The following is a 7,140-nucleotide window of genomic DNA, read 5'->3' as shown; positions in this document are numbered from 1 at the left end:
CTTCCGGGGTCTCGTCGGCCAGCGAGGCGCTGATCGCGGCGCGCAGGGCGGCCTCCGGGCGCACGCCTGGGGCGGCGATCACTTCGGTGGCCATGCGGTTGCCGAAGGTGATGGTGCCGGTCTTGTCGAGCAGCAGGGTGTCGACGTCGCCGGCGGCCTCGACCGCCCGGCCCGAGGTGGCCAGCACATTGTGCTTCATCAGCCGGTCCATGCCGGCGATGCCGACGGCGCTGAGCAGCCCGCCGATGGTCGTCGGAATGAGCGTGATGAACAGCGCGCCCAACACCAGCGGATCCAGGGCCACGCCCGAGAACTTGCCCAGGCCCAGCAGCGTCACCACGGCGATCAGGAAGATCAGGGTCAGGCCGGCCAGCAGCACCGCCAGGGCGATCTCGTTGGGCGTCTTGCGACGGTCCGCGCCCTCGACCATGGCGATCATCCGGTCCAGGAACGTGTTGCCCGCCGAGCTGGTGACGCGAACCTTGATCCAGTCCGACACGACAGTGGTTCCGCCAGTGACGGCCGAGCGGTCGCCGCCGCTTTCGCGGATCACCGGGGCGCTTTCGCCGGTGATGGCCGCCTCGTTGACGCTGGCCATGCCCTCGATGATGTCGCCGTCGGTCGGCACGACATCCCCGGCCTCGACCAGGATCACCGATCCTGGGACCAGCTTGTGGGCGGCGGTCATCACGACCGCGCCCGTTTGCTCGTCCAGGAGCTTGGCGTTGGTGGTGACGCGGGTGGCCCGCAGGCTGTCGGCGGCGGCCTTGCCCCGCCCTTCGGCGACGCTTTCGGCCAGGTTGGCGAACAGCACCGTGGCCCACAGCCAGCCGGCGATCTGCACGGCGAAGCCGGCCGACTGGTGGCTGGCGATGGCCGCGACCGCCGACACCGTCGACAGCAGGGCCACGATCCAGGTGGCGAAGATCACCGGATTGCCGGTCAGCTTGCGCGGATCCAGCTTGACGAAGGCGTCCTTGGCCGCCCGGGTCATGATGGCCGGGGACAGCCCGCCCGCCAGGGCGCCGGCCTTGCGCCGGCCCTCCCCGGCGTGGGTTTCGATGGTGGTCATGATGTAATCGCCTTTGCGATCAGTGGCCGGCGACCGCGGCGAGCACCTGGAAGTGCTCGACGATCGGGCCCAGAGCCAATGCGGGGAAGAATTGCAGGCCGCCCAGGATCAGGATCACCCCGATCAAGAGGCCGACGAAGAGACCGCCATGGGTCGGCAAGGTGCCGGCCGAAGGCGCGAGCTTGGGCTTGGCGGCCAGCGAGCCGGCGATGGCCAGCACCGCGACGATCGGCAAGAACCGGCCCATGGCCATGGCCACGCCCAGGGTGGTGTCCCACCAGGGCGCGTTGGCCGTCAGGCCGGCGAAGGCCGAGCCGTTGTTGGCCACGCCGGAGGTGTAGGCGTAGAGGATCTCCGACATCCCGTGCGGGCCGGAATGCATCAGCCCCTTGAGCGCCTCGGGCAGCACCGCGGCGACCGCCGAGAAGCCCAGCACACAGACGGGGATGGCCAGCACCGCCAGGATCGACAGTTGCACCTCGCGGGCCTCGATCTTCTTGCCGAGATATTCCGGCGTGCGGCCGACCATCAGACCGGCGACGAACACCGCCAGCACGGCCATCACCACCATCACGGCGATCCCCGAGCCGATGCCGCCGGGCAGGATCTCGCCCAGGTGCATCAGGAACATGGCGATCCCGCCGCCCAGGGGCATCAGGCTGGAGTGCATGCCGTTGACCGAGCCGTTGGAAGCGCCGGTTGTGGCCGCGGCCCAGGCGGCCGTGGCCGGCGCGCCGAAGCGAGTCTCCTTGCCTTCCATGTTGACGCTGGTGTCGACGCCCGCGGCGACCTGGGCCGGAGCCGGCTGGACTTCGGCGAGATAGATGCCGCCGGCGGCCGCGAACAACAGCACGCTGGCGGCGATCACCAGGGCGCGGACGTCCTTCTTGGCCAGGACGCTGCGGCCGAACGCGAAGAAGGCGGCCCAGCCCAGCACATTGATCGACACCGCCGTGATCAGGTTGGTCAGCGGGGTCGGGTTCTCGAACGGATGGGCGGAGTTGGCGTTGAAAATCCCGCCGCCATTGATGCCCAGCATCTTGATGGCTTCCTGCGAAGCCACGGCGTAGAGCGAGATCTTCTGGTCGACGCCTTCCAGGGTATGGGCGGTGACGCCCGCGCTCAGGGCCTGGGGCAGGCCCAGGGCGACCAGCACGATCGCCAGCAAGAACGACAGCGGCAGCAGCACATAGAGCGTGGTGCGGATCAGGTCGGCCCAGAAATTGCCGACGCCCTCGCCGCGATTGGCGACGAACGCCCGGGCCAAAGCCGCGGCGATGGTCGCGCCGGTGGCGGCCGAGACGAAGTTCTGCACCGTCAACACCAACATCTGGCTCAGTGTCGACATCGTCGTTTCGCCGGCATAGCTCTGCCAGTTGGTGTTGGTCACGAAGCTGATGGCCGTGTTGAACGACAGGTGCCCCGACAGGCCGGGGAAACCCTGAGGGTTCAACGGCAGGACGCCCTGCAGGCGCAGCACGCCGTAGACCAGCAGGAAGCCGGTGAGGTTGAAGGCCAGCAGAGCGCCGGCATAGCCGTACCAGCTCTGGCTCTTCTTGGAGTCCACGCCGCAGGCCGTGTAGAAAAACGTCTCGAAAGGCCTGAGCACCGGGTCGAGCCAGGTGCGCTCGCCGTTCCAGACGCGGGACATGTAGACGCCGAGCGGCCAGCCGATGGCGACCGCCAAGCCCAGCGTCAGGGCGATTTCCGCCCAACCTTGCCAATTCATGGGATGTTATCCGTCAGAACTTGTCCGGTCGCAGCATCGCCACGACCATGTAGACCGCGACGACGATCGCCCCGGCTCCCCAAAGCGCGCTCACCAGCATGGTCATAGGCGCCTCAATGCTGCGGCGAAGGCGGCGAAGGCCGCGAACAGCCCCGTCCCCAGCACCAGAAAAATGAGATCGGCCATCTCTAGCCCTCCTGTTCAGTCGCGGGACAGGACCACGGCGAAGCGTAAGGGCTCCATTCCGAAGTCGGGGAGCGGCATAAGCGGCGCATAAAGACCAGCGCTCGCGATCACGATGCGGCCGAAGGCGAGCTTTCCTTTGATCTGCGTCAACCTGGCCGGCCACGGTCTAGCGTGACCGTACGCCGTTCAGCGCGAAGGCCCCCGCCCTGGGGGCGGGGGCCTTCTATTGAACTGGCGGTTTGATCGACCTGGATGGCGAGCTCAGCCCGCCATGGCCGCGACGGGCGCGGCCCCGATCCTGGACGGCAGCCAACGCACGGTCGTCACCAGTCGCCGTCGTTGTTCGCCATCGCCTGTTTCCAGACAACGATGCAGGCGCCGGATCTCGACGCCCTGCCCTTCGCTCTCGATGACCAGATAAGCCGCATGACCGAGGAACGCCGCCTCAGCGGCGAGATGCTCGGCCATGCCGACGGCCTCCTCGCGCCCGGCGAACCCACCGCAACCGCCGGGCGATGTGCGCCCGTAGAGCCGCCAGCCCCGGGCCTCGTGCCGCACGACATAGCGCGCGGGGCGCAACGCGCGCCGGCTCGGCGCGGAAAGATCGGGAATGCCCGTCATCATGGGAAGGATCTCCGGCTTTCAGAAACTGGCCCGCGCGGCGCCGAGGAAGTGGGCCAGGGCGGGCTTGCGGTTGCCCTCCCGCCAGAGCGCCTCGTACGGAACGGCGTGCTCGCAGCCCAGCAAGGGGCGATAGACCACGCCCGGGTAGTAGGCCCCCAGCGCAGAGGCGCTGGTCATCGCCAGGCCAAAGCCCAGGGCGACGAGGTTGAAGAGCGTCTCTCGGTCGGCTTCCGTCGGCAGGATGGCCAGCAAAGGGGGCTCGGCCAACGCCGCCTGGCAGAGGCGCTCGACGCCGCCCAGGTCCGAACGGCTGGTCAATACGGTCTGACCGGTCAGGCGGGCGGGCGCGACAGCGTTATCGCGCGCCAAGGGGTGATCGGCCGGCAGGACGACGTACAGGGCTTCGCGCCAAAGCGGCTCCGAGCAAAGGCCCGCCGCCGGCGTCTCCCCGCAGACCAAGCCGATGTCCAGGACGCCCTGCTTGAGGCGATGGGCGATGGTGTCGCGCGACAGGGACGCCACCTGCATGTCGACGCTGGTCGCCGTAGCGCGAAAGCCCCGCAAAAGGGCGCGCAGGCGGCCGCAAGACAGGGAGGACGAAACCCCGATCCGCAGAACGTCACGGTCGGCCAGACCGAAATCCTCGGGCCGACCTGCGGGCAGCCCCATCATCATCTCGGCGATGCGGGCCGCGTGGGACAGTTGCTCGCGCAGGGGCCGGCGCACCGAGGACCGGTGGCGATCGCCGGCCCCGGGGCGAGGAGACGGTTCGGTCACGCCGCGATCCTCGCCGGCTCCGCGAGTGTGGCCACATGCAGTTCGCCGCCACCGCGTCGAATACAGCGTTGCAGGACGAAGCCTTCGGCTTGCAACACCGCATGGATGGGGTCCTCGGCGCTCTTGGGATCGCGCGACCAGGTCACCAGCCAGCCGCCGGCCGCAAGGTGGCGGCGAGCCCGGCGCACCGCCTGGGCGACGTCGTCGGGTCCGATCAGATCGGTCAGCAGGACGATCTGGGCGCGCTCGCCCGCCCCGGCGTCGCCGGCCAGGTGATTGACGGTTTGATAGTCGTGGCGGCACAGCCAGAGCTGGGCCGAGAGGCCGGCGCGACCGGCCAGGGTCACCGAGCATTCAGGACCCGCGCCGCAAGCCTTCAGATGCTGGGCGGCGAGCGCGATCGGATAGTCGACCGCAGGGGAGTTGGGGGGCTTCATGGAAGTCGAGAACCTCAAGCCTTGAGCCGACAGACGCTAAGACGTCAGGATCTTGGCCGGCGCATGGATCCCGACCGCAGCATCTCTCCGAAGCCCATAAGCGCTCCATACGCAAATTGGGCCCGACGAGGCCGATTTCGTAAAGATCGCATAAGTGACCGCGCCCTTTTACGAAGCGCTTATATCGGCGACGCGTTGACCAATAGACCTCTTACGGCGGCCAAATCTAAGGTGACCGCTCGTCGGACTATGCCGGCGACGAGTGTACTGGAGACATCCATGGGCTCTTCGATCTGGACACCTACAGCCCTGCGGCTCTCGGGCGTGAGCGTCACCGCCGCCGACCGCGTCGCCAATGATGCGACGGCTCTTTTCCTCGAACAGACCACCCCGCCTCTGGCCTCGCGCATCGGCGTCCTGGGCCCCGACGCAGGCGAGGTCTTGTCGTCGCTGTGGCGGCGAGGCTTCAAACGGGCTCAAGCCGCGCGAAGCGCCCATCCGACGGCCGACGACACCGACGCGCGCCTGGACATCCTGTTTGTCGCCGGCTCGATCAGCGCCGATCGCGCCACGACATCGATCGTCAACGCCGCCGGCGGCCTGAAGTGCGGCGGCGGTCTTGTCGTCGACCTGGCCGCCATGCCGGTCGAAGCCGAGGACGCCTTGATCGAGCGTCTGGCGCCCATGGGCTTCGAGCCCCGCCCCGCGTTGCAGCCGCACATCCAGATTGTCGCCAACAAGATCGCCGACCGCCATCCGCCATCGCGCGTGGCGGCGTGATCATGTCACCGGCCTGGGCCACGATCGCTTCCGTTGGCTCCGGACTGGCGACGCGCCAGCCGGCTGACCTTGCCTCCGACCGGGGCGGCCTATAGCGCTCGCCGCAAGTTGGACGCCCTGGCTCGCGTGATCGAGGAAAGAGTTCGGCTCAACGCCCGCGCCGGTCGGGAGCAATCCCATGCCGGTTTGACCCCGGCCGCCCGCACCAAGTCCTGCATCGACAAGGATCGGCTTGGTCGCCGTTTCGGACGGCTCTAGGGACAGGCCGGCGTTGGACCGGGCATGACCGGGGAAACCAGGCCCACGTTCCAGTTCCAGGCTTGGTCGCCGCTTGCCCGGCGTCGGCACATGGCGCGTTCGTGCAGCGCGAACATGCCCGGCATCAGGTCCGAAGCGGGCGTCGGCTGTTCGCGGAAGGCCATGTAGGCGCCCTGCGGCGCATAGGGCGCCCAAGCCGCCGCTCCGGCGGCCTGCGGCTGTCCTGTCCTGGCGAAGCTGGTCCAGTAGCCCACCATGGCGTCGGACAGTCGCGCCTCGTCCGGCGTGGCCGGCGCCTTGGGCCAGCGCGGCGAGGTCCGGTCCATCGTGCCGAACATGTAGGGTATGTCGCTGGCGTGGAAGGCGTGCAGGCCCGCCTGGTCGGCGCTGGGATAGCCGTGGTCGAAGAGATAGAGGAACGAGGGGTGGCCGGCCTTGGCCTGGGACCGCGCCAGGCGTTCGGCCGTCCAGCCGTACAGGGCGTCGCGGGTGGTGGCGAGCACGCTTTCTTCCAGGTTCGACGCGGGATAGAGCGCCAGGAAGTCGTCGGCGAGGTCCCCGTAGCGCTCGCGGATGACCCGCTCGTAGTCCGCGGCGGTCTTCGGCGCCGGCGGCGCGAGAAACCGCAGGGACCGGATCTCGCCGCTGTTGAAACCGGCGAGGATCGGCACGCTTGCTTGCTCGCCGCGATCGAACACATCGACCAGCTGCCTGGGAAGAACCACGCCGTCGACGACCCCGAAGGGGAGGAAGCCGGCCGCGGCCGCTGCGTCCGTCACGAGCTGCGGGTCCATCGCCCGCAAGGCACGCAGGTTCGGGGCCTTCAGGGCGCCCGCCACATAGAGGCCTGCGCCCTCGCCCGAAGGCGCGCCGTGGCGTGCGGTCTTAAGCTCCGGCGTGGAGATCATGTAGGCGCTCTGGGCGATCGCCTTGTGGAACAGGCCGCGCGCCGGGGGCGAGGCCATCAGGTACATCACGCTGAGCGCGCCGGCGGACTCTCCGGCGATGGTGACATTGGCCGGGTCGCCGCCGAAAGCGGCGATGTTGCGCTGGACCCAGGTCAGGGCCGCGATCTGGTCGAGCAGTCCATAGTTTCCGGAGAGGCCGACGGGCGACTCCTTGCTGAGCTCGGGATGGGACAGATAGCCCAGCGCGCCCAGCCGGTAGTTGATCGTCACCACCACCGTCCCGGCGGCCGCGAGCTTGGCGCCGTTGTAGACGGCCGAGCTGCCCTTGCCCGAGACCAGGGAGCCGCCGTGGATCCAGACGATGACCGG

Annotated in this window: 9 protein-coding genes; 2 read left to right on the top strand and 7 right to left on the bottom strand. The window is 68.7% G+C overall.

Translation table 11 applies throughout. The features are described 5' to 3' along the window. The 6 genes from WAL33_RS12170 to WAL33_RS12145 all read right to left on the bottom strand — a co-directional run. Window positions 1–1,072: HAD-IC family P-type ATPase (locus WAL33_RS12170; RefSeq protein WP_422181771.1), on the bottom strand; the 1,072-nt coding region annotated here is incomplete at its 3' end. Between the two features lie 19 nt (window positions 1,073–1,091). After that, the gene (gene kdpA, locus WAL33_RS12165; protein ID WP_422181769.1) at window positions 1,092–2,801 is read right to left on the bottom strand and encodes a potassium-transporting ATPase subunit KdpA; all 1,710 of its coding nucleotides are present in this window, start codon (window positions 2,799–2,801) and stop codon (window positions 1,092–1,094) included. A 13-nt stretch (window positions 2,802–2,814) separates the two neighbouring features. Continuing rightward, a complete protein-coding gene (locus WAL33_RS12160; RefSeq protein ID WP_125156908.1) occupies window positions 2,815–2,907 on the bottom strand; it encodes a potassium-transporting ATPase subunit F in 93 nt (30 codons plus the stop codon). 341 nt (window positions 2,908–3,248) lie between these two features. Further along, entirely contained in the window at window positions 3,249–3,611 is a 363-nt protein-coding gene (locus WAL33_RS12155; RefSeq protein ID WP_422181767.1) for a hypothetical protein, read from the bottom strand. An 18-nt stretch (window positions 3,612–3,629) separates the two neighbouring features. Next, window positions 3,630–4,388, bottom strand: a complete 759-nt coding sequence (locus WAL33_RS12150; protein ID WP_422181765.1) for a LysR family substrate-binding domain-containing protein — start codon at window positions 4,386–4,388, stop codon at window positions 3,630–3,632. Beyond that, window positions 4,385–4,825 (bottom strand): hypothetical protein, encoded by a 441-nt coding sequence (locus WAL33_RS12145; RefSeq protein ID WP_422181763.1) that lies wholly within the window; start codon window positions 4,823–4,825, stop codon window positions 4,385–4,387. The genes WAL33_RS12150 and WAL33_RS12145 overlap by 4 nt, the downstream gene beginning before the upstream one ends. A 279-nt stretch (window positions 4,826–5,104) precedes the next feature. Between WAL33_RS12145 and WAL33_RS12140 the strand changes: the two genes are divergently transcribed. Together WAL33_RS12140 and WAL33_RS12135 are read left to right on the top strand one after the other, a co-directional pair. Continuing rightward, entirely contained in the window at window positions 5,105–5,605 is a 501-nt protein-coding gene (locus WAL33_RS12140) for a hypothetical protein (RefSeq protein ID WP_422181761.1), read from the top strand. Between the two features lie 33 nt (window positions 5,606–5,638). Next, on the top strand, window positions 5,639–5,863 hold the full coding sequence (locus WAL33_RS12135) for a hypothetical protein (protein ID WP_422181759.1): 225 nt from the start codon (window positions 5,639–5,641) through the stop codon (window positions 5,861–5,863). Here WAL33_RS12135 and WAL33_RS12130 read toward each other — a convergent pair. Next, the coding region (locus WAL33_RS12130) for a carboxylesterase/lipase family protein (RefSeq protein WP_422181757.1) at window positions 5,860–7,140 on the bottom strand (1,281 nt) is incomplete at its 5' end. The genes WAL33_RS12135 and WAL33_RS12130 overlap by 4 nt on opposite strands.

The sequence above is a fragment of the Caulobacter sp. genome (assembly GCF_049283275.1).
GTDB lineage: Bacteria > Pseudomonadota > Alphaproteobacteria > Caulobacterales > Caulobacteraceae > Caulobacter.
Note: the sequence above shows the minus strand (reverse complement) of the source record. Positions and strands in the feature narration are given on the sequence as shown.